The 25811-nt window shown below is 70.9% G+C and carries 19 protein-coding genes and 1 tRNA gene; 13 read left to right on the top strand and 7 right to left on the bottom strand.

The window, feature by feature from the left end:
* Window positions 1-9: 9 nt before the first annotated feature.
* Window positions 10-2730 carry a DNA polymerase I gene (gene polA, locus OO54_RS19235; protein WP_033204705.1) on the bottom strand — a complete coding sequence of 907 codons (2721 nt, stop codon included), beginning with the start codon at window positions 2728-2730 and terminating at the stop codon, window positions 10-12.
* A gap of 136 nt (window positions 2731-2866) precedes the next feature.
* Between polA and OO54_RS19230 the strand changes: the two genes are divergently transcribed.
* The 9 genes from OO54_RS19230 to OO54_RS19190 all read left to right on the top strand — a co-directional run bounded on the left by OO54_RS19230 (window position 2867) and on the right by OO54_RS19190 (window position 13548).
* Window positions 2867-5149 (top strand): FdhF/YdeP family oxidoreductase, encoded by a 2283-nt coding sequence (locus tag OO54_RS19230; protein ID WP_033204704.1) that lies wholly within the window; start codon window positions 2867-2869, stop codon window positions 5147-5149.
* 82 nt (window positions 5150-5231) lie between these two features.
* A complete protein-coding gene (locus OO54_RS19225) occupies window positions 5232-5735 on the top strand; it encodes a PaaI family thioesterase (protein WP_033204703.1) in 504 nt (167 codons plus the stop codon).
* Between the two features lie 176 nt (window positions 5736-5911).
* Window positions 5912-6796: a trypsin-like serine protease gene (locus tag OO54_RS19220; RefSeq protein ID WP_200146790.1), complete on the top strand. Its 885-nt coding sequence runs from the start codon at window positions 5912-5914 to the stop codon at window positions 6794-6796.
* Window positions 6793-7218 (top strand): hypothetical protein, encoded by a 426-nt coding sequence (locus OO54_RS19215; protein WP_033204702.1) that lies wholly within the window; start codon window positions 6793-6795, stop codon window positions 7216-7218. Before OO54_RS19220 ends, OO54_RS19215 begins: the two co-directional genes overlap by 4 nt.
* Before the next feature lie 469 nt (window positions 7219-7687).
* Window positions 7688-8926 carry a branched-chain amino acid ABC transporter substrate-binding protein gene (locus OO54_RS19210; RefSeq protein WP_017238700.1) on the top strand — a complete coding sequence of 413 codons (1239 nt, stop codon included), beginning with the start codon at window positions 7688-7690 and terminating at the stop codon, window positions 8924-8926.
* A 113-nt stretch (window positions 8927-9039) separates the two neighbouring features.
* Window positions 9040-9972 carry a branched-chain amino acid ABC transporter permease gene (locus OO54_RS19205; protein WP_033204701.1) on the top strand — a complete coding sequence of 311 codons (933 nt, stop codon included), beginning with the start codon at window positions 9040-9042 and terminating at the stop codon, window positions 9970-9972.
* 5 nt (window positions 9973-9977) lie between these two features.
* Entirely contained in the window at window positions 9978-11717 is a 1740-nt protein-coding gene (locus OO54_RS19200; protein ID WP_234439632.1) for a branched-chain amino acid ABC transporter permease, read from the top strand.
* 5 nt (window positions 11718-11722) lie between these two features.
* On the top strand, window positions 11723-12835 hold the full coding sequence (locus tag OO54_RS19195; RefSeq protein WP_033204699.1) for an ABC transporter ATP-binding protein: 1113 nt from the start codon (window positions 11723-11725) through the stop codon (window positions 12833-12835).
* Window positions 12832-13548 carry an ABC transporter ATP-binding protein gene (locus OO54_RS19190; protein ID WP_033204698.1) on the top strand — a complete coding sequence of 239 codons (717 nt, stop codon included), beginning with the start codon at window positions 12832-12834 and terminating at the stop codon, window positions 13546-13548. The genes OO54_RS19195 and OO54_RS19190 overlap by 4 nt, the downstream gene beginning before the upstream one ends.
* A gap of 99 nt (window positions 13549-13647) precedes the next feature.
* Here OO54_RS19190 and OO54_RS19185 read toward each other — a convergent pair whose 3' ends face one another.
* Window positions 13648-14304: an ANTAR domain-containing response regulator gene (locus OO54_RS19185; RefSeq protein WP_017238705.1), complete on the bottom strand. Its 657-nt coding sequence runs from the start codon at window positions 14302-14304 to the stop codon at window positions 13648-13650.
* Between the two features lie 116 nt (window positions 14305-14420).
* Here OO54_RS19185 and OO54_RS19180 point away from each other — a divergent pair.
* Window positions 14421-14493: transfer RNA gene (locus OO54_RS19180), tRNA-Leu, on the top strand.
* A 55-nt stretch (window positions 14494-14548) separates the two neighbouring features.
* Here OO54_RS19180 and pyk read toward each other — a convergent pair.
* Entirely contained in the window at window positions 14549-15976 is a 1428-nt protein-coding gene (gene pyk, locus OO54_RS19175) for a pyruvate kinase (RefSeq protein ID WP_033204697.1), read from the bottom strand.
* Window positions 15977-16122: 146 nt separating this feature from the next.
* Window positions 16123-16806, bottom strand: coding sequence for an SIMPL domain-containing protein (locus OO54_RS19170; RefSeq protein ID WP_033204695.1), 684 nt, complete (start codon window positions 16804-16806; stop codon window positions 16123-16125).
* 157 nt (window positions 16807-16963) lie between these two features.
* Here OO54_RS19170 and OO54_RS19165 point away from each other — a divergent pair, with 157 nt between their 5' ends.
* The 3 genes from OO54_RS19165 (at window position 16964) to OO54_RS19155 (ending at window position 20058) form a co-directional block, all read left to right on the top strand.
* Complete coding sequence (locus OO54_RS19165) at window positions 16964-18766, top strand: bifunctional metallophosphatase/5'-nucleotidase (protein WP_033204694.1); 1803 nt, start codon at window positions 16964-16966, stop codon at window positions 18764-18766.
* 266 nt (window positions 18767-19032) lie between these two features.
* Window positions 19033-19644, top strand: a complete 612-nt coding sequence (locus tag OO54_RS19160; RefSeq protein WP_017238709.1) for a hypothetical protein — start codon at window positions 19033-19035, stop codon at window positions 19642-19644.
* A 6-nt stretch (window positions 19645-19650) separates the two neighbouring features.
* Window positions 19651-20058, top strand: coding sequence for an SgcJ/EcaC family oxidoreductase (locus OO54_RS19155; protein ID WP_033204715.1), 408 nt, complete (start codon window positions 19651-19653; stop codon window positions 20056-20058).
* Window positions 20059-20160: 102 nt separating this feature from the next.
* Here OO54_RS19155 and OO54_RS19150 read toward each other — a convergent pair whose 3' ends face one another.
* From OO54_RS19150 to pepN, 3 genes are all read right to left on the bottom strand, one after another.
* Complete coding sequence (locus OO54_RS19150; protein ID WP_033204693.1) at window positions 20161-21576, bottom strand: lysine N(6)-hydroxylase/L-ornithine N(5)-oxygenase family protein; 1416 nt, start codon at window positions 21574-21576, stop codon at window positions 20161-20163.
* Entirely contained in the window at window positions 21573-23030 is a 1458-nt protein-coding gene (locus tag OO54_RS19145) for a pyridoxal phosphate-dependent decarboxylase family protein (protein ID WP_033204692.1), read from the bottom strand. The genes OO54_RS19150 and OO54_RS19145 overlap by 4 nt, the downstream gene beginning before the upstream one ends.
* A gap of 281 nt (window positions 23031-23311) precedes the next feature.
* Complete coding sequence (gene pepN, locus OO54_RS19140; protein ID WP_033204690.1) at window positions 23312-25798, bottom strand: aminopeptidase N; 2487 nt, start codon at window positions 25796-25798, stop codon at window positions 23312-23314.
* Between the last annotated feature and the right edge of the window lie 13 nt (window positions 25799-25811).

Raw genomic sequence — 25811 nt, 5'->3', positions numbered from 1 at the left:
GGGTGGGGGTCAGTGGGCGGCGGAGTCCCAGTCGGGGCCGATGCCGACGGAGACGTCGAGGGGGGCACGGAGGTCGGCGGCGGCGGACATCTGGTGGCGGACGAGGGTCTCGACCTGGTCGCGCTCGCCGGGGGCGAGTTCGAGGACGATTTCGTCGTGGACCTGGAGGAGCATCCGGGAGGTGAGGCCTGCCTCGGTCAGCGCGCGGTCGACGTTGAGCATGGCGACCTTCACGATGTCGGCCGCGGTGCCCTGGATCGGCGCGTTGAGCGCCATCCGCTCGGCGGCCTCGCGGCGCTGGCGGTTGTCGCTGTTGAGGTCGGGCAGGTAGCGGCGGCGGCCGAGCATCGTCTCCGTGTACCCCGTGGCGCGGGCCTCGTCGACGACCCGGCGGAGGTAGTCGCGCACCCCGCCGAAGCGCTCGAAGTAGGTGTCCATCAGACCGCGGGCCTCGCCCGGGTCGATGTTCAGCTGCTGGGAGAGGCCGAAGGCGGACAGGCCGTAGGCCAGGCCGTACGACATGGCCTTGATCTTGCGGCGCATCTCGGCGTCGACGGCGGACCGTTCGACGCCGAAGACCTGGGAGGCGACCGTGGTGTGGAGGTCCTCTCCGGAGGCGAAGGCCTCGATGAGCCCCTCGTCCTCGGAGAGGTGGGCCATGACGCGCAGCTCGATCTGGCTGTAGTCGGCGGTCATGAGGGCCTCGAAGCCCTCGCCGACGACGAAGCCGTGCCGGATGGCGCGACCCTCGTCGGTCCGCACCGGCACGTTCTGCAGGTTCGGGTCGGTGGAGGAGAGACGGCCGGTGGCGGCGACGGTCTGGCTGAAGGTGGTGTGGATGCGGCCGTCGGCGGCGACCGTCTTGATCAGGCCTTCGACGGTGGAACGGAGGCGGGCCTGCTCGCGGTGACGGAGCATGATCACGGGCAGTTCGTGCTCGGTCTGGCCGGCCAGCCAGGCGAGCGCGTCGGCGTCCGTCGTGTACCCGGTCTTGGTCTTCTTGGTCTTCGGCAGGTTGAGCTCGCCGAAGAAGACCTCCTGGAGCTGCTTGGGCGAGCCGAGGTTGAACTCGTGGCCGACGGAGGCGTGCGCCTCCTTCACTGCCTGCTGGACGGCTCCGGCGAACTGCTGCTCCATGGCCTCCAGGTGGTCGCGGTCGGCGGCGATGCCGTGCCGCTCCAGGCGGGCGAGGAGTGCGGAGGTGGGCAGTTCGACGTCGTGGAGGAGCCCGCGGGCGCCGACCTCGCCGAGCCGCTCGTCGAAGGCGTCGCCGAGGTCGAGGACGGCACGGGCCTGGGTCATGAGGGCTTCGGCCTCGGCGGTGTCGTCGGCGCCGAAGGCGAGCTGGCCGTCGGCGGCGGCGGCCGGGGCGAGCTCGCGGCCGAGGTACTCGACCGAGAGCGCGTCGAGGGCGAAGGAGCGCCGGCCGGGCTTGACGAGGTAGGCGGCGAGGGCGGTGTCCATGGTGACGCCCGCGATGCTCCAGCCGTGCTCGGGGAAGACCCGCATGGCGCCCTTGGCGTTGTGCATGACCTTGGGGCGGGCGGGGTCGGAGATCCACGCGGCCCAGGCCTGCTCGTCGGCTTCGTCGAGGGCGCTGGGCTCGAACCAGGCGGCGGCTCCGCCGGCGGCGGCGAGGGCGATCTCGCTGACGTTGCCCGTACCGAGGGACCAGCTGTCGACGGTGGCGATGCCGAGCGGCTCGGTGCCGTGCTCGGCGAGCCAGGGGGCGAGCTCGCCGGCGCCGAGGACGCTGCCGTCGAGCTCGACGCCCGCGGCGGGGGCGGGCGCGGTGTCCTCGGCGGCGCCCGGGTCGACGGCGAGGAGCCGCTCGCGCAGCGAGGGGTTGCGGATCTCCAGGGTGTCGAGGACGAGGGCGACGGCCGCGCGGTCGTACGGCTCGCGGGCGAGGTCCGTCACCGTCTTCGACAGTTCGACGTCCCGGACCATCTCGGTGAGGCGGCGGTTGAGCCGGACCGAGTCCAGGTGGTCGCGGAAGTTCTGCCCGGCCTTGCCCTTGACCTCGTCGGCGCGCTCGACGAGCTCGGCGAAGGAGCCGAACTGGTTGATCCACTTGGCGGCGGTCTTCTCGCCGACGCCGGGGATGCCGGGGAGGTTGTCGGACGGGTCGCCGCGCAGGGCCGCGAAGTCGGGGTACTGGGAGGGGCTCAGGCCGTACTTCTCCTGGACCTTCTCCGGGGTGAAGCGGGTGAGCTCGGAGACGCCCTTGGTGGGGTAGAGCACGGTGGTGCGGTCGGTGACCAGCTGGAAGGAGTCGCGGTCGCCGGTGACGATCAGGACGTCGAAGCCCTCGGCCTCGGCCTGGGTGGCGAGGGTCGCGATGACGTCGTCGGCCTCGAAGCCGTCGACGGCGAAGCGCGGGGCGTGCATGGCGTCGAGGAGCTCGCCGATCAGCTCGACCTGCCCCTTGAACTCGTCGGGGGTCTTGGAGCGGTTCGCCTTGTACTCGGGGAACTCCTCGGACCGCCAGGTCTTGCGGGACACGTCGAACGCGACGGCGAAGTGCGTGGGCGCCTCGTCGCGCAGGGTGTTCGCCAGCATCGAGGCGAACCCGTAGATGGCGTTCGTCGGCTGCCCGGTCGCGGTGGTGAAGTTCTCCGCGGGCAGCGCGAAGAACGCGCGGTACGCCAGGGAGTGCCCGTCCATGAGGAGGAGTCGCGGGCGGTCCGCTTCGGTCTTCTCGGTCTTCTTCGATGCTGTCTCGGCCACGGAACGATCCTCCCACGGCCCACTGACATTCCCGGTCGCCCCGGCTCCTCCGCGCCGCCCGGCCGACCACGCCGTCGGTGGGGCGTGACAGGATCGGAGACGTACTCCACAGGTCTACCGCTCAAGGGAGAGCGCGATGGTCAGCAAGCCGCCTGCCGGTGACCCGGTCCAGGACGCACCGCAGGTCACGCCGCCGCAGCACGCCGCAGCCGGCCTGCCCGCCATCGGGCACACCCTGCGGATCGCGCGCGAGCAGATGGGTCTCGGCCGCACCGCGCGGACCCTGCTCAAGGTCAACCAGAAGGACGGTTTCGACTGTCCGGGCTGCGCCTGGCCGGAGGAGGACAAGCGGCACGTCGCGGAGTTCTGCGAGAACGGCGCGAAGGCCGTCGCCGAGGAGGCGACGCTGCGCCGGGTGACCCCGGAGTTCTTCGCCGCGCACCCGGTGGCGGACCTGGCGACCCGCAGCGGGTACTGGCTGGGTCAGCAGGGCCGCATCACCGAGCCGATGCTCCTCGCGGAGGGCGGCGAGCGGTACGAGCCGGTGACCTGGGAGCGGGCCTTCGCGGTCATCGCCGAGGAGCTGCGGGCCCTGGCCTCCCCCGACGAGGCGCTCTTCTACACGTCGGGCCGGACCAGCAACGAGGCCGCGTTCCTGCTCCAGCTCTTCGCGCGCGAGTTCGGCACGAACAACCTGCCGGACTGCTCCAACATGTGCCACGAGTCCTCGGGTTCGGCGCTGACCGAGACGATCGGGATCGGCAAGGGCAGCGTCTCCCTCGAGGACCTGCACCGGGCCGACCTGATCATCGTGGCCGGGCAGAACCCGGGCACGAACCACCCGCGGATGCTGTCGGCCCTGGAGAAGGCCAAGGCGGCCGGGGCGCGGATCATCTCGGTGAACCCGCTGCCGGAGGCCGGTCTGGAGCGGTTCAAGAACCCGCAGACCCCGCAGGGCATGCTCAGGGGCGCGGCGCTCACGGACCTCTTCCTCCAGATCCGGATCGGCGGCGACCAGGCCCTCTTCCGGCTGCTGAACAGGCTGGTCCTGGAGACGGCCGGGGCGGTCGACGAGGAGTTCGTACGGGAGCACACGCACGGTTACGAGGAGTTCGCCGCGGCGGCCCGGGCGGCGGACTGGGACGAGACGCTCGCGGCGACCGGTCTCGACCGTTCGGAGATCGAGCGGGCCCTGGAGATGGTGCTCGCCTCGGAGCGGACGATCGTGTGCTGGGCGATGGGTCTCACCCAGCACAAGCACTCGGTGCCGACCATCCGCGAGGTGGTCAACCTGCTGCTGCTGCGCGGCAACATCGGGCGGCCGGGCGCGGGCGTGTGCCCGGTGCGCGGCCATTCGAACGTGCAGGGCGACCGGACGATGGGGATCTTCGAGCGGCCCGCTGCCGCCTTCCTTGACGCCCTGGACAAGGAGTTCGGGATCGTCTCGCCGCGCCACCACGGGTTCGACGTGGTCCGGTCGATCCAGGCGCTGCGCGACGGCGAGGCGAAGGTGTTCTTCGCGATGGGCGGCAACTTCGTGGGGGCGACGCCCGACACGGAGGTGACGGAGGCGGCCATGCGGAACGCGCGGCTGACGGTCCACGTGTCGACGAAGCTGAACCGCTCACACGCGGTGACGGGCCGGCGCGCGCTGATCCTGCCCACGCTCGGCCGCACCGACAAGGACGTGCAGAAGAGCGGCAGGCAGGTCGTGACCGTCGAGGACTCGATGAGTCTGGTGCACGCCTCGCGGGGCAACCTGTCGCCGGCGAGTCCGCACCTGCTGTCCGAGCCGGCGATCGTGGCCCGGATGGCGCGGGCCGTCCTGGGCGAGGAGTCGGCCACGCCCTGGGAGGCGTTCGAGGCCGACTACGCCACGATCCGTGACCGCATCGCGCGCGTGGTGCCCGGCTTCGAGGACTTCAACGCCCGGCTCGCGGCGAACCCCGGCGGTTTCGCGCTGCCGCACGGCCCGCGTGACGAGCGCCGCTTCCCCACGGCGACCGGCAAGGCCAACTTCACGGCCGCGCCCGTCGAGTACCCGAGGGTGCCGGAGGGCCGGCTGCTGCTCCAGACGCTCCGCTCGCACGACCAGTACAACACCACGATCTACGGTCTCGACGACCGCTACCGGGGCATCAAGGGCGGTCGCCGGGTCGTCCTCGTGCACCCGGAGGACGCGGCGGCGTTCGGCCTCGCCGACGGGGCGTACGCGGATCTGGTGAGCGAGTGGACGGACGGCACCGAGCGGCGTGCCCCCGGCTTCCGGGTGGTGCACTACCCGACGTCCCGCGGGTGCGCGGCGGCCTACTACCCGGAGACGAACGTCCTGGTGCCGCTGGAGTCGACGGCCGACGTCAGCAACACCCCCGCGAGCAAGTCCGTCATCGTCCGTCTGGAACAATCGCCTTCCGCCTAAGCGTTTGCTCAGGCGGAGTCGCGCGATCACGCGACGCGCGACCACGCGATCAGAGCCGTACGAAGACGAACGGAGCCGCACCATGGGTGAGCAGCAGCACGTGAAGTTCCCGCAGGAGGTCGTGGACGAGTACGCGGCGCTGGGCGTCGACCTCCCGGCGCTCTTCTCGGCCGGTCACCTCGGGAACCGGATGGGCGTCCAGATCGTGGAGGCCTCGGCCGAGCGGGTCGTCGGCACCATGCCCGTGGAGGGGAACACCCAGCCGTACGGCCTGCTGCACGGCGGCGCGTCGGCGGTCCTCGCCGAGACGCTGGGCTCCATCGGCTCGATGCTGCACGGCGGCGTCTCGAAGATCGCGGTCGGCGTCGACCTGAACTGCACGCACCACCGTGGCGCGCGCAGCGGTCTGGTGACCGGCGTGGCGACCCCGGTGCACCGCGGGCGGTCCACCGCCACGTACGAGATCGTGATCACCGACGAGCAGGGCAAGCGGGTCTGCTCCGCGCGCCTGACCTGCATGCTGCGCGACATCAACCCGCAGGACGCGGGCAACCTGCCGCACTCGGGTCGGCCGAACGGCGCCTGAGGTTGGGCGGACGGGCCCCGGGACGCCCGGGGAACGCACCACGAAGGGGGCGGAACGCGATCGCGTTCCGCCCCCTTCGTCCTCTTGTCGCACGCGGGCACAGCCGCTTCACTGGCGAGCCTCCCCCACAGGAGAACACCGATCTTCCGATCCGTTCACACACCGAGGGGTTCTTCGTGACCGCCGTTCGCACCACCACCGCGATGACCGCCGTCACCGCCGCCGCCTGCGCCGCCGTGCTCGCCACCGCGATCCCGTCGTCGGCGATCAACTCGTACAACGCGGCGCCCGCCCCGGAGCGCACCGAGGTCGGCGCGCTCGTCGCGACCTGGGACGCCGACGCCGACCCGGCGACGCCCGACCGGGTCGACTGGGTCTGCTCCGGCACCATGATCGACGCGGACACCTTCCTCACGGCCGCGCACTGCACCACGGACTGGTCGGAGAACGTGCGGTTCTACGTGTCGCTCGACCAGGACGTGCAGTCCGGTCTGGACCGGGCCGCCGCCGAGCACCCGGGCGACCCCGCCGCCGTTGCACGGAGCGTGGCCGTCGAGGGCACCGCGATCAGCCACCCCGCCTATCCCGGCCCGGCCTCCGACACCCATGACATCTCCGTGATCGAACTCCCGGCGAAGGCCGTGAAGGCCCGCTGGTCCTTCACCCCGGCGGCGCTCCCGAAGGCGGGCTCGCTGTCCGCCCTCGGTCCGCAGGGGCTGAACTCCACCTCGTTCCTCGTCGCCGGTTACGGCACCCAGGAGGCGGAGCGCGGACCGGGCGGCCACACCCACCCGGGCGGCGGGGTCCGCATGAAGGCACCGGTGTCGTTCGACGCGCTCAACGGCGCCTGGATCCGGCTCGCCATGACCGCGCCCCAGGGCAACGGCGGTGCCTGCTACGGCGATTCGGGCGGCCCCAACTTCGCGACGCTGGACGGCAGGCTGACCCTGGTCGCCACCACGATCACGGGTGACACCCCCTGCTACGCCACCAACGTCACGTACCGCCTGGACACCTCCGGCGCACGTGAATTCCTGAAGCCGTACGTCCGACTCCCGTGACCTCCAGGCGATTTCGCCCGGTCGGGGCCGCGCTCGCCGCGGTCCTGGCCGGGTGCGCCCTGGCGCTCGCCGCGGGCGACGGCCGGGCGCCGGGGCCTGCGCCCGCACCCCGCGCCAGTACACCCGCGGACGTCTGCACGAGCCTGGTGTCGTACTGGGTGAAGGAGGCCCTCAGGGGCAGTGTGTGGGCCGGGCTCGACTGGGAGCAGAAGGGGCTCTCCAACGAGCAGTACGAGATCCACGACGACGTGCTCACGGCGGCCCGGGCCGAGGAACGGCGCGCCGGCCGCGAGGCGGCGGTCGTGTTCGCCGACCGGGAGTCGCGGCGGCGCTGCGAGGCGGCGAAGGGGGCCACCGGGAGTTCGGAGAACTGGCGCCCACCGGAGGAACGGACGACTCCCCCGGCCTCTCCGAGTGGCTGATACCAGCCGCGCCGGTCATCACACTGCGTAACACCCGTGCAATGTTCCGGGCCGGGAGACGCCGCCGGGCGGTGTCGGATCTTCGTCCGCTCAGATCAGAGGCCTTGTCCGATATCCGGAGACCCTCACAGGGTCGCGGTCAGGACCGTGATCCACTCAAGCCCCTTAGCGGAACTGGGGATTCTCACGATGTGAACACTGCCCAACCGACCGGTGTGTCCGAGTTTGCCCACCCGCTGCACACCGTCTCCACCCGTCGGCATAACAAGACAGTCACATCCTGACCTCGGCGCTCCCCGACCCTCCCCACCTGCGCCTAGAGTCACGGCCAGTCACCGCGCCGCCGGGCGCTTCCACTGCACGGCCTGCTCGACCCAGTACGGCCCGGCATCGAAAACGGCACCTCTAGCTACACAGCTTCACGGCACCGCCTCAGCTTGAGGGGGCCGCGCCAGGGAAAGGATTCTTCGTGCGACACCGTTCTTTGCTCATCCTCACCAGCGTGCTCACCACGGGAGCGCTCACTCTCACCGCATGCGGTTCGCGTGACGACAAGGGCGGCAGCGACAACAACGCCGACGGTGGCGGCGTGACCGTCGTCATCGGCGTCGACGCACCGCTGACCGGCTCCCTCTCCGCGCTCGGCCAGGGCATCAAGAACTCCGTGGACCTGGCGGTCAAGACCGCCAACAAGAACAAGGAAGTCCCGGGCGTCACCTTCAAGATCGAGGGTCTGGACGACCAGGCCGTCCCCGCCTCGGGTCAGGCCAACGCCACCAAGCTCGTCGGCAACAAGGACGTCCTCGGCGTCGTCGGCCCGCTGAACTCCGGCGTCTCCCAGCAGATGCAGGGCGTCTTCGCCGCCGCCAACCTGGCCCAGGTCTCCCCGGCCAACACGAACCCGGCGCTGAGCCAGGGCGACAACTGGGGCAAGGGCGAGTTCAAGCGCCCCTTCCCGACCTACTTCCGCACCGCCGCCACCGACGTGGTCCAGGGCAAGTTCGCCGCCCAGTACCTCTTCAAGGACGCCGGCAAGAAGAAGGTCTTCGTCGTCGACGACAAGCAGACCTACGGTGCGGGCCTCGCCGCGATCTTCTCCGACGAGTTCAAGCGTCTCGGCGGCCAGGTCGTCGACACCGACCACGTCACCGTGAAGGAGACCGACTTCTCCTCCACCGCCGACAAGGTCAAGGCCTCCGGCGCCGACTCCGTCTACTTCGGCGGCCAGTACCCCGAGGGCGGTCTGCTCTCCGACCAGATCAAGAAGACCGGCGCCAAGATCCCCGTCATGGGTGGCGACGGCATCTACGACCCGGCCTTCATCAGCGCCTCCGCCGAGGCCAACGACGGTGACCTGGCCACCTCGATCGGCTACCCGGTCGAGAAGCTCGACACCGCCAAGAAGTTCATCGCGGACTACAACGCGGGCGGCTACAAGGACCCGTACGCGGCCTACGGCGGCTACTCCTACGACGCCGGCTGGGCCATCATCCAGGCCGTCAAGGCCGTCGTCGCCGCCAACAACGGCAAGCTGCCGTCCGACGCCCGCGCCAAGGTCACCGAGGCCCTGGGCAAGGTCTCCTTCGACGGCGTGACCGGCAAGGTCTCCTTCGACGAGTTCGGCGACACCACGAACAAGCAGCTCACGGTCTACAAGGTCGAGGGCGGCAAGTGGATCGACGTCAAGAGCGACACCTTCAACCAGTAGTCGCCATCCCGGTACCCCTCCGGGAACCCCGCACCACTTGAACCATGCCGCGCGAGGGCGCAAACAGCGCCCTCGCGCGGAGTCTTATCCGACAAGCTCATCGGAGGCCTGCGGTGAACGAACTGCCGCAACAGCTGGTCAACGGCCTGTCCATGGGAGCCCTTTACGGCCTCGTAGCCATCGGCTACACCATGGTGTACGGCATCGTCCAGCTCATCAACTTCGCCCACGGCGAGATCTTCATGATCGGCGGCTTCGGCGCCCTCACCACCTACCTGGCGCTCCCCGGCGGGACGCCTCTCTGGGTGGCGATACCGCTCATGATCATCGGTGGCGCGATCGCCTCCGTGGCCGTCGCGACCGCCGCCGAACGGTTCGCGTACCGCCCGCTGCGCAACGCCCCCAAGCTCGCTCCGCTGATCACGGCCATCGGCCTGTCGATCGCCCTCCAGCAGCTCGTCTGGGGCTTCTACCCGAACGCCAAGGACAAGCGCAGCTTCCCCGAGTTCACCGGCGAGGCCTTCAAGATCACCGAAAGCCTGCAGATCCAGCGCGCCGACCTCTTCATCCTGGTCCTCGCCCCGCTCTGCATGATGGCCCTGGGCGTCTTCGTCTCCAAGAGCCGCAGCGGCCGCGCCATGCAGGCCACCGCGCAGGACCCGGACACCGCCAAGCTGATGGGCATCAACACCGACCGCATCATCGTGATGGCCTTCGCCATCGGTGCCGCGTTCGCCGCCGTCGCCGCCGTCGCCTACGGCCTGGAGCGCGGCCAGATCGGCTTCGAGATGGGCTTCGTCCTCGGCCTCAAGGCCTTCACCGCGGCCGTCCTCGGCGGCATCGGCAACATCTACGGCGCCATGGTCGGCGGCGTGGTCCTCGGCCTCGCCGAGTCCCTGTCCATCGCCTACATCGAGGACATCCCCGGCATGCAGCAGCTCGGCGGCGGTGCCTGGTCCAACGTGTGGGCCTTCGTCCTCCTCATCCTCGTACTCCTCGTGCGGCCCCAGGGCCTGCTCGGCGAGCGCGTAGCGGACAGGGCGTGAGCACCATGACCGAGACCCTCACCAAGACCCAGGCCGCGCCGAAGCGCGCCGCGCTGCTCTGGGCGGCCGTCGGCGGCGCCGTCGCCACGGCCGCCAGCACCTTCCTCGCCTGGACGTGGACCACCGACTTCCCGGGCAACCTCACGATCTACGGCAACCCCGCGCCGCTCCAGCTCCTCACCCTGGTCGGAGCGGTCCTCACCGCTCTGCACGCGCTCTCCGCGCTCGGTGTGAAGGGCCTCGGCTGGCTGACCCCGGCCGGCGCCCGCAAGGCGCTGTGGATCATGGCCCTCGGCACCTTCGCCACCACCCTCTTCACCACGCTCGCGATCGTCGTGGAGCTCGGTGCCCTGGTGGACCTGGAGCCCGGTGCCGGTGTCGCCGTCGTCGCCGCCGCCGTCCCGGCGATCGCCGCGTACCTCCTGCCGGACGACACCCGCAAGGCCGCCCCGGCCAAGCAGCTGGCGTCCTGGGTCGAGATCCTGATCATCGTCGCGGTCTTCGCGCTCGGGCTGTTCGTCGTGACGTTCGGCATCGACACCGACGACTCGGAGCCGCAGCTCTTCATCGCGTACCTGATCATCGTCGGCTTCTCCGCCGTCGCGCTGATCAAGTCCGGTCTGACCCAGCGGCTCTCCGCGATCACCGCGCGGAACCGTCAGGTGGCCGTGACCTCGTCGCTGGTCGCCGCGATCGCCTTCCCGTTCCTCCAGCAGAGCGGCGACACGTACACGCTGATCGCGGTCAACATCCTGATCTTCGCGACGGTCGCGCTCGGCCTGAACATCGTCGTCGGCCTCGCCGGTCTGCTCGACCTCGGTTACGTCGCCTTCCTCGGCGTCGGCGCGTACACCGCGGCCCTCGTCTCCGGCGCCACCTCCTCCGCCTTCGGCGTGCAGTTCCCCTTCTGGGCGGCGGCGCTGACCGGCATGGCGGCCTCGCTGGTCTTCGGTGTCGTCATCGGCGCGCCGACCCTGCGGCTGCGCGGCGACTACCTCGCCATCGTGACCCTCGGCTTCGGAGAGATCTTCCGCATCGCCATGGGCAACCTCGACGGCACCTCGGGCCCGAAGATCACCAACGGCCCGAACGGCATCCCGAACATCCCGCACCTCGAGTTCTTCGGCTACAACTTCGGCAAGCCGCACACCGTCCTCGGTGTCGAGCTGGGCGCGTACGCCAACTACTACCTGCTCATGATCCTGATCATGGCGCTGGTCGTGCTGGTCTTCGCCCGCGCGAGCAACAGCCGCATCGGCCGCGCCTGGGTCGCGATCCGCGAGGACGAGACCGCCGCCACCGCCATGGGCATCAACGGCTTCCGGGTCAAGCTCATCGCCTTCGCTCTCGGCGCCGCCCTGGCGGGCCTCGCGGGCACGGTGCAGGCGCACGTCAACACGACGGTGGTCCCGGAGAACTACGTGTTCGCCGGCCCCGTCCCGCCGAACTCCGCGTTCCTGCTCGCGGCCGTCATCCTCGGCGGCATGGGCACGATCAGCGGCCCGATCGTCGGTTCCGCGCTGCTCTTCCTGATCCCGGCCAAGCTGCAGTTCATGCAGGACTACCAGCTGCTCGGCTTCGGCCTCGCGCTGATCCTGCTGATGCGCTTCCGCCCGGAGGGCCTCATCGCCAACAAGCGGGCGCAGCTGGAATTCCACGAGAACGACGACCAGGTCGACGTACCGGAACAGCGACAGTCCGAGGACGAGGGCGCGGGCGTCGGCACGGCGAAGGCAGGGGCGTGAAAGCCATGACGACCACCACCACGGAAACCGCCACCGGCACCATCACGGCCGCACCGGTCCTGGAAGCGAGCGGCGTCACCATGCGGTTCGGCGGCCTGACCGCCGTCCGCGATGTCGACCTGACCGTCCGCGAGGGCGAGATCGTCGGTCTGATCGGCCCGAACGGCGCCGGCAAGACGACCTTCTTCAACTGCCTGACCGGTCTGTACGTCCCGACCGAGGGCCAGGTCAGCTACAAGGGAACGGTTCTGCCGCCGAAGCCGCACCTGGTCACCCAGGCCGGCATCGCGCGTACCTTCCAGAACATCCGCCTCTTCTCCAACATGACGGTCCTGGAGAACGTCCTCGTCGGGCGTCACACCCGGACCAAGGAGGGCCTCTGGTCCGCGCTGCTGCGCGGTCCCGGCTTCAAGCGGGCGGAGGCCGCGTCCCGCGAACGGGCCATGGAGCTCCTGGAGTTCGTGGGTCTGGGCAAGAAGGCGGACCACCTGGCGCGCAACCTGCCGTACGGCGAGCAGCGCAAGCTGGAGATCGCACGCGCGCTCGCCAGCGACCCCGGTCTGCTGCTGCTCGACGAGCCGACGGCCGGCATGAACCAGAGCGAGACCCGCACCACCGAGGAGCTGGTCTTCGCGATCCGCGACCGCGGCATCGCGGTCCTGGTCATCGAGCACGACATGAAGTTCATCTTCAAGCTCTGTGACCGGGTGGCCGTCCTCGTCCAGGGCGAGAAGCTCGTCGAGGGCACCTCCGAGGTCGTCCAGGGCGACGAGCGCGTCGTCGCCGCGTACCTGGGCACCCCGTACGAGGGCGCGCCCGGCGCGGAGGAGGCGGCCGAGGTCGAGGCCGCCGAGGTGGCGGCGGAAGCCGAGGCCGCGGTGGCCGGGGCGGAGGAGTCCGCCACCGAGGACGCGGTGACCGAGACGGCCGACGAGGCCGCCGAAGAGGCTGCGGACGAGGCTCCGGAGGCGACCGACGAGGCCGCCGACGAGGCTCCCGAGGCGACCGACGAGGCCGCGGACGACGCCGCCGACGAGGCGCCCGAGGCCGACGACACCCCCGCGGACGCGGCTCCGGCCGCCGACGCGGACAGCACCACCGAAGGAGACTCCAAGTGACCGCACTTCTGGAGGTCGAGGACCTCAGGGTCGCCTACGGCAAGATCGAGGCCGTCAAGGGCATCTCCTTCTCCGTCGAGGCGGGCCAGGTCGTCGCCCTGATCGGCACCAACGGCGCCGGCAAGACCACGACCCTGCGCACCCTGTCGGGTCTGCTCAAGCCGACCGGCGGCACGGTAACCTTCGACGGCCAGGTGCTCAACGGCATCCCGGCCCACAAGGTGGTGTCGCTCGGTCTCGCGCACTCCCCCGAGGGCCGGCACATCTTCCCCCGGCTCTCCATCGAGGAGAACCTCCAGCTCGGCGCCTTCCTCCGCAGCGACAAGGCCGGCATCGAGAAGGACATCCAGAAGGCCTACGACCTCTTCCCGATCCTGGGCGAGCGTCGCAAGCAGGCCGCGGGCACCCTCTCCGGCGGTGAGCAGCAGATGCTGGCGATGGGCCGGGCGCTGATGTCCCAGCCCAAGCTGCTGATGCTGGACGAGCCCTCGATGGGCCTCTCCCCGATCATGATGCAGAAGATCATGGAGACCATCGCGGCGCTGAAGTCCGAGGGCATGACGATCCTGCTCATCGAGCAGAACGCGCAGGCCGCGCTCTCCCTCGCGGACTACGGGTACGTGATGGAGGTCGGCACGGTGAAGCTGTCCGGCACCGGTCAGGACCTGCTGGTCGACGACGAGGTGCGCAAGACGTACCTCGGCGAGGACTGATCCGCTCGGTCCGCTCGGTCCGCTCATGACGGAAGGCCCGCCCCACAGTGCTGTGGGGCGGGCCTTCTTCCGTGCGGCGGTACGAGGAGTGCGGCAGGTCTACTGCTGCTCGCGGGCCGCCTTCTTCTCCTCGGCGTCCTCGATGACGGCCTCGGCGACCTGCTGCATCGACATGCGGCGGTCCATCGAGGTCTTCTGGATCCAGCGGAACGCGGCCGGCTCGGTCAGGCCGTACTGGGTCTGGAGGACGGACTTGGCGCGGTCCACCAGCTTGCGGGTCTCCAGTCGCTGGGAGAGGTCGGCGACCTCCTTCTCCAGGGCGCGCAGCTCGGCGAAGCGGGAGACGGCCATCTCGATGGCCGGCACCACGTCGCTCTTGCTGAACGGCTTCACCAGGTACGCCATGGCGCCGGCGTCCCGGGCCCGCTCGACGAGCTCCCGCTGCGAGAAGGCGGTGAGCATGAGGACCGGGGCGATGGACTCGCCGGCGATCTTCTCGGCGGCCGAGATGCCGTCGAGGACGGGCATCTTGACGTCGAGGATGACGAGGTCGGGGCGGTGCTCGCGGGCGAGCTCGACGGCCGTGGCGCCGTCCCCGGCCTCACCGACGACCGTGTAGCCCTCTTCTTCCAGCATCTCTTTGAGGTCGAGGCGGATGAGGGCTTCGTCCTCGGCGATGACGACGCGGGTCGTCAGCGGCGGGACGTGCGACGCCTCGGCGTCGTCGGCGGGCTGGGGCGACTCGGGGGCGGTCACGCGGGCTCCTCGTTCGATGGCCTCGTTTCCGAGGCGGATACAGCTCCCCATGAGCCTACCTACCTCCTGTAAGGTAGGGACACGGCGGGTGATCACCGACCTTCGTTTCGAAGGATGCCCCGGTAGCCCAGCGGAAGAGGCAGTGGTCTCAAACACCATACAGCGTGGGTTCGAATCCCACCCGGGGCACTTTACCTTTCATTCCAAGGTTTGAGACGGAAGAGTTCACGCTCGGCCGGACGGCCTACGTCAGAGGGTCTCCGATGTGGTGGACCCGGACGAGGTTCGTCGAGCCGGCGACGCCCGGCGGGGAGCCCGCCGTGATGACCACGATGTCGCCCTTCCGGCAGCGCCCGATCCGCAGCAGCTCCTCGTCGACCTGGGCCACCATCGCGTCCGTGGAGTCGACGTGCGGGCCGAGGAAGGTCTCGACGCCCCAGGTGAGGTTGAGCTGGGAGCGGGTGGCCGGGTCCGGGGTGAAGGCCAGCAGCGGGATGGGCGAGCGGTAGCGGGAGAGCCGCTTGACCGTGTCGCCGGACTGGGTGAAGGCCACCAGGAACTTGGCCCCGAGGAAGTCGCCCATCTCGGCGGCGGCGCGGGCGACGGCGCCGCCCTGGGTCCGGGGCTTGTTGCGCTCGGTGAGCGGCGGCAGGCCCTTGGCGAGGACGTCCTCCTCCGCGGCCTCGACGATCCGGCTCATGGTGCGGACGGTCTCGATCGGGTAGCGGCCGACGCTGGTCTCGCCGGAGAGCATGACGGCGTCGGTGCCGTCGATGACGGCGTTGGCGACGTCGGAGGCCTCGGCGCGGGTCGGCCGGGAGCTGTCGATCATCGAGTCGAGCATCTGGGTCGCGACGATGACCGGCTTGGCGTTGCGCTTGGCCAGCTTGACCGCCCGCTTCTGGACGATCGGCACCTGCTCCAGGGGCATTTCGACGCCCAGGTCGCCGCGGGCGACCATGATCCCGTCGAAGGCCGCGACGATCTCCTCGATGTTCTCGACGGCCTGCGGCTTCTCGATCTTGGCGATGACGGGAAGCCGGCGACCCTCCTCGTCCATGATCCGGTGGACGTCCTCGATGTCCCGGGCGCTGCGGACGAAGGACAGGGCGATGACGTCGGCGCCGATGCGCAGCGCCCAGCGGAGGTCCTCGACGTCCTTCTCGGACAGGGCCGGGACCGAGACGGCGACGCCGGGCAGGTTGAGGCCCTTGTGGTCGGAGACCATGCCGCCCTCGACGACGACGGTGTTCACCCGGGGGCCGTCGACGGAGGTGACCTCCAGGGTGACGCGGCCGTCGTCGACGAGGATGCGCTCACCGGCGGTCACGTCCGCGGCGAGGCCCGGATAGGTCGTGCCGCAGCAGTGGCGGTCGCCCTCCGCCGGCTCGACGGTGATGGTGAACTCGTCGCCGCGTTCAAGCAGTACGGGACCTTCGCGGAACCGGCCGAGACGGATCTTCGGGCCTTGAAGGTCGGCGAGGACACCGACGCTGCGACCGGTCTCGTCGGCGGCCTCGCGAACGTGCTGGTAACGCTTCTCATGGTCGGCATAGCCGCCGTGGCTGAGGTTGAAGCGGGCCACGTCCATTCCGGCCTCGACCAACGCCTTGATCTGGTCGTATGTTTCGGTGGCGGGCCCAAGGGTACAAACGATTTTCGCTCGGCGCATGAGTCGAGCCTAGGGCCTACCCATCAGTAGGAAGTTGGCTGGGCATGACTACTCAACAACCTTTCCGTGAAAGCTTGTTGACAAGTCTTGAATCTGTGCACAGGGGTGCTCCGATGAGCGATTTCCGCATCCCCGGAGCCCTCGTCTCAGAGTGCGGGCGGTCGCATCGTGAAGCGCGCCACGACCTCGGCAGTGACCGTCTGCCGCTGCGGTTCGAGGTCCAGCGGCGGGGCCTCGTCGGCCCCTTCCGCGGCGAACGCGACCGGTGCGCCGGCGAAGCCTGCGGTCCTCGGCATCGCGGGCCCGGCGAGCCCGGCGTCCGACAGTTCGAGGAGTGAGGAGAGGGAGGTCCCCAGCGCCTCCGCGTACGCGCGGGCCCGCCGCACCGCCTCCGTCACGGCGAGCCGCCGCGCCTCCGCGTACGCCGGGGAGTCCGGCCGCAGCGCCCACCAGGGTCCGTCGACGCCCGTCATCTCCAGGTCGGCGAGGCGGGTCACCAGCTCCCCCAGCGCCGTGAAATCGGTCAGCTCGGCCGTGACGCGCACCCGGCCCGTGTAGGCGTGCACCCGCTCGCCGCGGCCGCGCCTGCCGAGCTCCGGCGCGATCGTCAGCCTCCCCGTCTCCAGCTTCTCGACCGCCTCCCCCGCCGCCTTGACCAGGTCGATCACCTGCGCGTTGCGGCGGGTCAGGTCCGCGAGCGTCGCCGCCCGGTCCGTACCGCGCGCGGAGACGGTCAGCCAGATCCTGGCGAGCTCCGGGTCGACGTCGAGGCGCCCCTCGCCGCGGACCGTCACCTGCGGGGCTTCCGGGGTCGCGTGTTCCTGCGTCACGTCCTGATCCTCCGTGTTCGGTCACGATCGTCCACCGAACACTTTCCCACTCCGTAACCCGAAAGGTCTGTTGTCGACGCAGGCGTCTGGGCCAGAATCTACGCGCGTTGTGCGCCGCGTTCGGCGCGGACGCCACAGAACCAAAGGGGAGAAACACATGCCGCTGAACCGCAGGACGTTCCTGGAGCGCTCGGCCGCCGCCGGGGCCGGAGTGGCCATCGCCGGAGCCGTCGCCGCCCCCGCCGAGGCCCACGGCACCGACCGCCCGCGTCCGCAGAAGCGGTACTCCTTCACCGTGATGGGCACCACCGACCTGCACGGCAACGTCTTCAACTGGGACTACTTCACGGACAAGGAGTTCGACGACAAGGCCCACAACGACGTCGGCCTCGCCAAGATCTCCACCCTCGTCGAGCAGGTCCGCGCCGCCAAGGGCCGCCGCAACACCCTCCTCATCGACGCCGGTGACACCATCCAGGGCACCCAGCTGTCCTACTACTACGCCAAGGTCGACCCGATCACCCAGACCGGCGGCCCGGTCCACCCCATGGCCCAGGCCATGAACGCCATCGGCTACGACGCCGCCGCGCTCGGCAACCACGAGTTCAACTACGGCATCCCGGTGCTGCGGAAGTTCGAGGAGCAGTGCGACTTCCCGCTGCTCGGCGCCAACGCGCTCGACGCCAAGACCCTGCGCCCCGCGTTCGCCCCGTACAGCATGCACCGCCTGCGCACCCCGCACGGCAAGGACGTCAAGGTCGCGATACTCGGCCTGACGAACCCGGGCATCGCCATCTGGGACAAGGCGAACGTCACCGGCAAGATGGTCTTCCCCGGCCTCGAGGAGCAGGCCGCGAAGTGGGTGCCGAAGCTGCGCTCGATGGGCGCCGACGTGGTCGTCGTCTCGGCGCACTCCGGCTCCAGCGGCACCTCCTCGTACGGTGACCAGCTGCCGTACATCGAGAACGCGGCCGGGCTCGTCGCCGAGCAGGTCCCGGGCATCGACGCCATCCTCGTCGGCCACGCGCACACCGAGATCCCCGAGTACCGCGTCACGAACAAGGAGACCGGCAAGCAGGTCGTGCTCTCCGAGCCGCTGAAGTGGGGCCAGCGCCTCACCCTCTTCGACTTCGACCTGGTGTGGGAGAAGGGCCGCTGGACCGTCGAGAAGGTCGGCGCGCAGGTCCTCAACTCCAACACGGTGGCGGAGGACCCGGAGATCACCGGGCTGCTCGCGGACGAGCACAAGAAGGTCGTCGCGTACGTCAACCAGGTCATCGGCACCTCGACCGCGGTCATGACCACGGCCGACGCGCCGTGGAAGGACGAGCCGATCATCGACCTGATCAACGTCGTCCAGGCCGACACCGTGAAGGCGGCCCTCGCCGGCGGCGCGTACGCCGGTCTGCCCGTCCTCTCGCAGGCCTCCTGCTTCTCCCGCACGGCCCGGATCCCGGCCGGTCGGATCAGCATCAAGGACGCCGCCGGCCTGTACCCCTTCGAGAACACCCTGGAGGCGCGTCTCCTGACGGGCGCCCAGCTGAAGGACTACCTGGAGTACTCGGCGAAGTACTACGTCCAGACCGCGGCCGGCGCGCCGGTGGACACCGCGGCCCTGACCAACGCGGGCGGGACGCCGGACTACAACTACGACGCCGTGTCGGGCCTGACGTACGAGATCGACATCGCCAAGCCGGCCGGCTCGCGGATCGTGAACCTGTCCTTCGAGGGCAAGCCGCTCGACCCGGCCGCGAAGTTCGTCCTCGCGGTCAACAACTACCGGGCGAGCGGCGGCGGCGCGTTCCCGCACATCGCCGGCTCCCAGCAGCTGTGGGCCAACTCGGACGAGATCCGCAACACCATCATCCAGTGGGTGAAGGCGAAGGGGACCGTCGACCCGGGCACCTTCGCGACGGTCGGCTGGAAGCTGACCCGGGACGGCGTGCCGGTGTTCTCGTAGCAGGCCCGCCCGACGACGGGTCCGCGTGCCGCGTCTTCGGAGACCGCTCCGACGACGCGGTCTTCCGCGCGGACCCGCCGCCGGGGCGGAACCGGCCCGGCACGTCACGGCCGCCGCCCCGCCCGGAAAGGTCGCCACATTCCCGACGGCGACCGCTCTGCCCCAGCCGGGCGGGATTCGACCGAGACCGGGTAGAGACCCGGGGTTCATACGCTCCAACTCGCTTGACCGGACATCACTCAGCGAGGAACGGAGACAAACCAGCCGTGTCCGAACCGGACGAATTCCGCAGTGACCCCACCGTCCTGATGTGTCACCAGGCGCTCGACGAGTTCCTCACCGTCGCCGTCGGCCAGTACCAGCTCATCACCCCCGACGCCCCCCTTCCCTGCTTCGCGCTCCTCCTCGGCAACGCCGAAGGGGCCACGCTCCACGTCGAGCAGGTCGCCTTCGGCCGCAACGCGCGCACCTCGGACCCGGCGGCCCGCAGCGAGTTCAGCGAGGCGATCGTGCCCCAGTTCGGGTCCGCCTACGAGAACGAGCACCGGGGCTGGTGGGTCGACTCCTCCGATCTGCTCAGGATCTCGAAGAAGGCCGACGCCCTGGGACTCGACTTACTCGGTTCCATCCACATGCACCCGGACTGGCACCGCATAGGCCCGCCCGGAGAGCGCGGCTGCGTCCTCAGCGAGCAGCCGACCCCCATGGACCAGTACGTCTTCGGCAACACCGCCTGGCCCATCAACATCATCTGCTACCTCGAACGCCGCGGCGACGAGTTCTACCACGCCCTCGCGGCCTGGGCCCCACCGGAAGCGGGGCACCGATGTACCGAGATACCGCTGCGTGTCCGCACCCGAACCCCCGTGGGGATGTGATCCACCATGACCACCCATGACGACGACTCCCGCATCCGGGCCCTGTGGGCCGACATGACCCGCGGCTGGGCGGCGGGCGACGCCGCGCTCTTCGCGGCGGGCTTCGCGGAGGACTGCGACTTCACCACCGTGCGAGGAGACAAGCCGGCCGGCCGCGCAGGCATCGAAGCCGGTCACGACCGGCTCTTCCGGACGTCGTACGCGGCGACCCTCCTCGACGCCCGGGTCCGCGCCATCCGGTACCTGCGGCCCGACGTGGCGACCGTCGAGGCCGAGTCCACGATCCTCGGCGCCGACGACGCGGTGCTCGCCACCACCCACGCCCTGGCCGTCGTCGAGCGGACCGACGAAGGCGACGGCCCCGCCTGGCGGATCATCGCCTTCCACAACATGATCCCGGCGGCCGCCAGATGAAGGTGGTGGGCGCCCTCCTGGAGGCGGCCTGGTAGCGCTCCAGGGGTGCCCTCCCCGTCCGGCACGGAGGTCCGTCGCCGGACGGAGTCGCGGTTCCCCCCGTCACACGTTCTGTGTGAGAGGCGTCAGCTTCCGGTCCTGGGCCGGGATGCTCGGCGCCTCTCGCGTCTCCAGGCCGAAGCTGGTGAAGGCGGTGCGGCGCGGCAGCGGGTACGGCTCCTTGCCGCTGACCGCGTTGAGGATCGTCGCGCTGCGCCAGGCCGCGAGGCCCAGGTCCGGGGCGCCGACGCCGTGCGTGTGCTTCTCGGCGTTCTGGACGAAGACGGAGCCGGTCACGGACGGGTCGAGGACCAGCCGGTACCGCTCGTCGACCCGGGCGCGCCCGGCCGAGTCGTGACGCAGGTACGGATCGAGGCCGGCGAGCATCCGGTCCACCGGGCGCTCCCGGTAGCCGGTCGCGAGGACGACGGCGTCGGTGGTGAGCCGGGAGCGGGTGCCCTGCTGGAGGTGCTCCAGGTGGAGTTCGACCTGGGTGGTGGCCACCCGGCCGGCCGTGCGGACCCGGACGCCGGGGGTGAGGACGGCGTCGGGCCATCCGCCGTGCAGGGTGCGGCGGTACAGCTCGTCGTGGATGGCGGCGATGGTGTCGGCGTCGATGCCCTTGTGCAGCTGCCACTGCCGGGGCACGAGGTCGCCGCGCACCGGCTCCGGCAGGGCGTGGAAGTAGCGGGTGTAGTCGGGGGTGAAGTGCTCCAGGCCGAGCTTGGAGTACTCCATCGGGGCGAAGGCCTCGGTACGGGCGAGCCAGTGGATGCGCTCCGCGCCGGCCGGCCGTGACCGCAGCAGGTCGAGGAAGACCTCGGCGCCGGACTGCCCCGAGCCGATGACGGTGACGTGCCCGGCGGCGAGGAGCGTCTCGCGGTGGGCGAGGTAGTCGGCGGAGTGGAAGACGGGGACGCCGGGCGCGTCGGCGAGCGGCTTGAGCGGCTCGGGGACATAGGGCTCGGTACCGACGCCGAGGACGACGTTCCGGGTGTAGGCGCGGCCCAGGGCCTCGGCCTCGCCGTCCGGGTCGACCTGGGTGAAGTCGACCTCGAACAGGCGGCGCTCGGGGTTCCAGCGGACCGAGTCGACCTGGTGGCCGAAGTGGAGGCCGGGGAGCCGTTCGCTGACCCAGCGGCAGTAGGCGTCGTACTCGGCGCGCTGGATGTGGAACTTCTCGGCGAAGTAGAAGGGGAAGAGGCGCTCGCGGCTCTTCAGGTAGTTGAGGAACGTCCAGGGGCTGGCCGGGTCGGCGAGGGTCACCAGGTCCGCGAGGAACGGGACCTGGAGGGTGGCGCCCTCGATGAGGAGGCCGGGGTGCCACTGGAAGGCCGGCTTCTGCTCGTAGAACGTGGCGGCGAGACCACCGGGTACGCCGTGCGCGAGGGCGGCGAGCGAGAGGTTGAAGGGGCCGATGCCGACGCCCACCAGGTCGTGGGGCTGGTCGAGGTCCTGCTGAGGGGTGCTGCCGGTCATCGGTGCGTGCTGCCTTCCACGAGAGTGATGAGTCGAGCCAGGTCGCCGGGGGTGGCGTGGGGGTTGAGCAGGGTGGCCTTCAGCCAGAGGCGGCCGTCCGCGCCGGCGCGGCCGAGGACGGCGTGGCCCTCGGCGAGGAGGGTGCGGCGGATCGCGGCGAGGTCCTCGTCCGTGGAGGTGGCGCCGTCGGTGGGTTCGGCGGAGGTGGCGCCGTCGGTGGGTTCGGCGACGGTGGCGCCGTCGGTGGGTTCGGCGGCGGTGACGGGTCGGAAGAGGACCGTGGTGAGGGTGGGGCGGGCGCGGAGTTGCAGGCCCGGGGACTTCTCCACGAGGTCGGCGAGGTCCTGGGCACGCTCCATGCAGGCGTCGACGAGCGCGCCGAGTCCGGCGCGGCCGAGCGCGCGGAGCGTGACGGCGGTCTTCAGGACGTCGGGGCGGCGGGTGGTGCGCAGGGAGCGGCCGAGGAGGTCGGGCAGGCCGGCCTCGGTGTCGTCGTCGGCGTTGAGGTAGTCGGCGGTGTGACCGAGCACGTTCAGGTCGGCCGCGTCCCGTACGGCGAGGAGTCCCGCGGCGGCCGGCTGCCAGCCGAGCTTGTGCAGGTCCACGGTGACGGTACGGGCCCGGTCGAGGCCGTCGAGGAGGTGGCGGTGCGTCCGGCTGAAGAGGACGGGGCCCCCGTAGGCGGCGTCGACGTGGAGTTCGGCTCCGTGGGCCGCGCACACGTCCGCGAGGGCCGGGATCGGGTCGATCAGCCCCTCGTCGGTGGTGCCGGCGGTGGCGGCGACGAGGACGGGGCCGTCCAGGCCCTTCAGGGCCCCGGCGAGGGCGGCGGGGTCCAGGGTGCCGTCCGGGGTGGGCACGGTGACCGGTTCGGGCAGGCCGAGGAGCCAGGCGGCGCGGTGGAAGGAGTGGTGGGCGTTGGCCCCGACGACGGTCCGGACCCGGCCGTGCCGCTCCCGGGCCAGGAGCAGGGCGAGTTGGTTGGACTCGGTGCCGCCGGTGGTGACCAGCGCGTCGGGGCGCCCGGCCGCCGGGTAGACCTCGGCGGCCAGCGCGGCCGTGACCTCCGCTTCGAGGGCGGAGGCCGCGGGTGCCTGGTCCCAGGAGTCCATCGACGGGTTGAGCGCGGACGCCGCCAGGTCGGCGGCGACGGCGAGCGCGAGGGGCGGGGTGTGCAGATGGGCGGCGCAGAGCGGGTGGGCGGGGTCGGCCGCGCCTTCCGCGACGGCGTGGACGAGGGTGCGCAGGGCCTCGTGCGGGTCGGTGCCGTGCTCGGGGAGTACGGCGCCGAGGGCCGCCACCCGTGCCGCGACGGCCTCCGGGCCGCCGGGCGGGAGGGGGCCGCCCCTGGCCCGCGCTCCGTCGTGGAGGGCGTCGAGGACGGTGTCCAGGAGGGGGCGGAGGGCCTCCGCGCCGGAGGTTCCTCCGGCGAGTGGTGGGGGTGCGGCACGCATGGACGACAGCGTGGCGGGCGCTGGTGGGGCCTGTCCGGGGAGTCGGCGGTTGTGACCCGAACGGGGGACACGGCGCCGGCGCGTGGAGCGCGTACCCCCTGGTCGGGGGTGGCGTGATCGTTCAAGACCGCTGAGGCGCGGGCCGGGCCGCCGAGGCGGTGCTCGACGGCGTCCGGGGTGACCGGCAGGAGGTCGGTGCCGGGAGGACGGAGCTCCTGCGGCTGCTCGTGCGGCTGTCCCCGGCGCTCGGCACCGTGCCGTGCGCCGGGGGTGAGGCGACCTCAGGCCGTGCGGACCGCCAGGGCCCGGCGCAGGTCGTCGAGCTGGTCGACGAGCTTGCGGTGCAGGGCGGGGATCACCGCGTCGTCGTCGAGGTGGGACTCGCCGAGGGCCAGGGACTCCGCGTCGACCGCGTGGAACGGGAAGGCGTAGCGGCCGGCCGCCTCGGCCATGGCGGGGCCACGGCGGGCGCCGAGCGCGGTGGCGTCGGCGTAGAAGCGGGGCACGTACTCGCGGACGAGTTCGGCCTGCTCGGGCTGCCAGAAGCCCTGGGCGGTGGCGGTGAAGAGGTAGTTGGACAGGTCGTCCGTGTCGAAGAGGGCCGACCAGGCCGCGGCCTTGGCCGCCGGGTCCGGGAGGGCGGCGCGGCAGCGGGCGGCGCCTTCCTCGCCGGTGGCGCTCGGGTCCCTCTCCAGTTCGGCGGCGATGGCGGCCTCGTCGGTGGCGCCGAGGACGGCGAGCCGGGAGAGGATGCGCCAGCGCAGCTCGGGGTCGAGCTCGGGCCCGCCGTGGACGGTGCCCTCTTCGAGCCAGGAGGCGATCTTCTCGGGGGTGGTGGCGCTGTCGATGAAGGTCCGCACGGCGGTGAGGCGGAGGCCGGGGGACTCGCCGTCCTCGGTGCGGCGCAGCAGGGCGCGGGCGATCTCGCCGATCTTCGCGAGGGCGGCGGGGCGCTCGTCCTCGGAGACGTACCGGTCGGCGATCTGGGTGCGCGCGAAGCCGAGGACGCCCTGGAGGAGGGCGAGTTCGGTCTCCTCGGGCAGGTGCGCGAGGGCGGTGTCCAGGTACGTGGCGGGGGCGAGGTCGCCGTCGCGGACCATGTCGCGCAGGGCGTTCCAGATGACGGCGCGGGTCAGCGCGTCGGGAATGCGGGAGAGGCCGCGCAGGGCGGACTCCTCGGACACGTCGTCGAAGCGGAGCTTGGCGTAGGTGAGGTCCTCGCCGTTGAGGACGACGAGGGCGGGGCGCGGGCCGGTCAGTTCGGCGGGCGCCTCCTGCGGTACGTCGATCTCGCGGCGCTCGCGCGGCACGAGGTCGCCGGAGGGGTCCCGGTCGTAGACGCCGACGGCGATGCGGTGCGGGCGGCTGCCGGTGCGGTCGACGGTGAGCTGCCAGCTGGTTCCGGCGCCGTCGAGGCGGGGGGTGAGGGTGTCGACGCCGGTGGTGCGGAGCCACTGCTCGGCCCAGCCGTGGACGTCGCGGTCGGTGGCGGCGGCGAGGTTGTCGATGAAGTCGGCGAGGGTGGCGTTGCCGAACTTGTGGCGCTTGAAGTGGATGTTGATGCCGGCGAGGAAGTCCTTCTCGCCGAGCCAGGTGACGAGCTGGCGGAGGGCGGAGGCGCCCTTGGCGTAGGAGATGCCGTCGAAGTTGAGGAGGGCGGAGGCGGTGTCGGGGACGGCCTCCGGGTCGGGGGCGACGGGGTGGGTGGAGGGCCGCTGGTCGGCCTCGTAGCCCCAGGCCTTGCGGGCGATGCCGAAGTCGACCCAGGTGTCGGGGAAGAGGTCGGAGCAGGCCTCGTTGACGGTCTGGAAGCCCATGTACTCGGCGAAGGACTCGTTCAGCCAGATGTCGTCCCACCAGCGGAGGGTGACGAGGTCGCCGAACCACATGTGGGCCATCTCGTGGGCGATGACCATGGCGCGGGTCTGCCGCTCGGTGACGGTGACGGCGGAGCGGAAGACGAACTCGTCGCGAAAGGTGACGAGTCCGGGGTTCTCCATGGCGCCCGCGTTGAACTCGGGGACGAAGGCCTGGTCGTACGAGTCGAACGGGTAGGGCTCGTCGAACTTCTCGTGGTAACGGTCGTAGCAGGCCTTGGTGACGGCGAGGATCTCGTCGGCGTCGGCGTCGAGGTGGGCGGCGAGGGAGCGCCGGCAGTGGATGCCGAACGGGAGCCCGGCGTGCTCGATGCGGACGCTGTGCCAGGGACCGGCCGCGACGCAGACGAAGTAGGTGGAGAGCAGCGGGGTGGCGGCGGCCTCCCAGCGGCCGTCGGCCTGCTGCTCGGTGATGCCGTTGGAGAGGACGGTCCAGCCCTCGGGGGCGGTGACGCCGATCTCGAAGACGGCCTTCAGGTCGGGCTGGTCGAAGGCGGCGAAGACGCGCTGGACGTCCTCCATGAAGAGCTGGGTGTAGACGTACGACTCGCCGTCCGTCGGGTCCTTGAAGCGGTGCATGCCCTCGCCGGTGCGGGAGTACCGCATGGTGGTGGCGACGCTCAGGGTGTGCTCGCCCTCGGTGAGGCTCAGCGGGAGCCGGTTTCCGTCGAGGGCGGCGACGTCGAGGGGCTCGCCGTCGAGGAGGGCGGAGTGGAGGGTTTCCGGCTTGAGCTCGACGAACGTGTCCCCCGCGGCGCGGGCCGTGAAGCGGATGAGGCTCTGTGACCCGAAGGTCTCGTCGCCGGTGGTGAGGTCGAGGTCCACCCGGTAGTGGTGGACGTCGAGGAGCTGGGCACGGGTCTGCGCTTCGTCGCGCGTCAGTACGGACATGGGCCCTATGCTG

This window comes from Streptomyces wedmorensis, from assembly GCF_000716445.1.
Classification (GTDB): domain Bacteria; phylum Actinomycetota; class Actinomycetes; order Streptomycetales; family Streptomycetaceae; genus Streptomyces; species Streptomyces wedmorensis.
Note: the sequence above shows the minus strand (reverse complement) of the source record. Positions and strands in the feature narration are given on the sequence as shown.

Coding starts and splice junctions, on each gene's coding strand:
- pepN (WP_033204690.1), bottom strand. CDS start 25,798: ATGTCCGTACTGACGCGCGACGAAGCGCAGACCCGTGCCCAGCTCCTC.
- OO54_RS19155 (WP_033204715.1), top strand. CDS start 19,651: ATGACCACCCATGACGACGACTCCCGCATCCGGGCCCTGTGGGCCGAC.
- OO54_RS19165 (WP_033204694.1), top strand. CDS start 16,964: ATGCCGCTGAACCGCAGGACGTTCCTGGAGCGCTCGGCCGCCGCCGGG.
- OO54_RS19200 (WP_234439632.1), top strand. CDS start 9,978: ATGACCGAGACCCTCACCAAGACCCAGGCCGCGCCGAAGCGCGCCGCG.
- OO54_RS19150 (WP_033204693.1), bottom strand. CDS start 21,576: ATGACCGGCAGCACCCCTCAGCAGGACCTCGACCAGCCCCACGACCTG.
- OO54_RS19230 (WP_033204704.1), top strand. CDS start 2,867: ATGGTCAGCAAGCCGCCTGCCGGTGACCCGGTCCAGGACGCACCGCAG.
- OO54_RS19195 (WP_033204699.1), top strand. CDS start 11,723: ATGACGACCACCACCACGGAAACCGCCACCGGCACCATCACGGCCGCA.
- OO54_RS19145 (WP_033204692.1), bottom strand. CDS start 23,030: ATGCGTGCCGCACCCCCACCACTCGCCGGAGGAACCTCCGGCGCGGAG.
- OO54_RS19225 (WP_033204703.1), top strand. CDS start 5,232: ATGGGTGAGCAGCAGCACGTGAAGTTCCCGCAGGAGGTCGTGGACGAG.
- pyk (WP_033204697.1), bottom strand. CDS start 15,976: ATGCGCCGAGCGAAAATCGTTTGTACCCTTGGGCCCGCCACCGAAACA.